The organism is Variovorax sp. P1_H12_2, assembly GCF_056405335.1.
This window is the reverse complement of record NZ_JBFUCI010000780.1, coordinates 1-1,051: the sequence shown is the minus strand read 5'-3', so window position 1 is coordinate 1,051 and position 1,051 is coordinate 1. Positions and strand designations below refer to the sequence as shown.

2 protein-coding genes are annotated in these 1,051 nt (G+C 64.4%); one reads left to right on the top strand and one right to left on the bottom strand.

What is annotated here, in order from left to right; translation table 11 throughout:
* On the top strand, window positions 1-439 hold a 439-nt coding region (locus tag AC1D2K_RS35100), incomplete at its 5' end, for a sensor histidine kinase (RefSeq protein WP_478095087.1).
* A 66-nt stretch (window positions 440-505) separates the two neighbouring features.
* On the opposite strand, the gene AC1D2K_RS35095 is transcribed toward AC1D2K_RS35100, so the two are convergent.
* Window positions 506-1,051: DUF1214 domain-containing protein (locus tag AC1D2K_RS35095; RefSeq protein ID WP_478095085.1), on the bottom strand; the 546-nt coding region annotated here is incomplete at its 5' end.

The following is a 1,051-nucleotide window of genomic DNA, read 5'->3' as shown; positions in this document are numbered from 1 at the left end:
TTTGCACGTTGCGCACCCTCTGCCGYCGGTCCTTGGCGATCGCATCCATCTGCAGCAGGTGCTGCTCAACCTGATCTCCAACGGCATGGACGCCATCGACGAAGCCGCACACARGGTGCGCAGCATTGTGGTCACCGCGATCCATCGCGGTGCCGAGACGGTCGAGATCGCCGTCAACGACAACGGGTCGRGTATTCCCAAGGAGCGGATCGAGCAGATCTTCGGGTCGTTCTTCACCACCAAGCCGACCGGGATGGGCATGGGCCTGTCGATCTCGCGCACACTGGTCGAGGCACACGGAGGGCGGTTGTGGGCCGAGAGCGTGGAGGGTGGCGGCGCCAGCCTGCGCTTTACGCTACCGGTCTCACCGGCCGGCCGGCCAGCGATGGCTGCGCCTGCGCCTGGGCGATCTTCGGAGCAAGTGCGATACACCGCATGAATCGCGCATCCGGACCCGTCCTTGAAGTTCGGCGAGAAGCCCTCTCCAAGGGCAGGCTCCGAATCGCTACTTGGAGGCAACGATCCCCGGGGGCTTCCAGGTGCCTGCACCGGCCGGCAGGATCGAAGGCGGCGATTCCTTGGGCCAGTACAGGCGCATCACCAGGTAGACGGTGTCGTTCGGCGCCGGCAGCCAGTTGGCTTCGAGCGCCTTGCCGGGCGAGTCCTTCTGGATGTAGAGCGTGAGCGAGCCGTCGGCGTTCTTCTTCATCGCCGACACCATCGGCGAGTTGACGAGGTAGCGGTTGATGGGATTCTTGATCAGAAGCTGGCTCTTGCCGTCGTACATCGTCACCGACCAGAAGGCGTTGACAGGCGGCTGCTGCCCGGCGGGGAAGGTGATCGTGTAGTTGTGCTTGCTGGCGTCGATGGTCTCGCCGGTCGCCGTCACGCGGGTGAAGGGATACGCCGCTTCAGCGGGGTCGTTGCCGTAGACGCCGGACTTGGCCGCGGCAGCACGCATCAGCCAGTCGCCCTTGTAGAAGGCACGATCGCCAAAGAACGAACCGACGCTCCAGCCATTGATGTTCTTCACCCCGCTGGCCGCGAACTT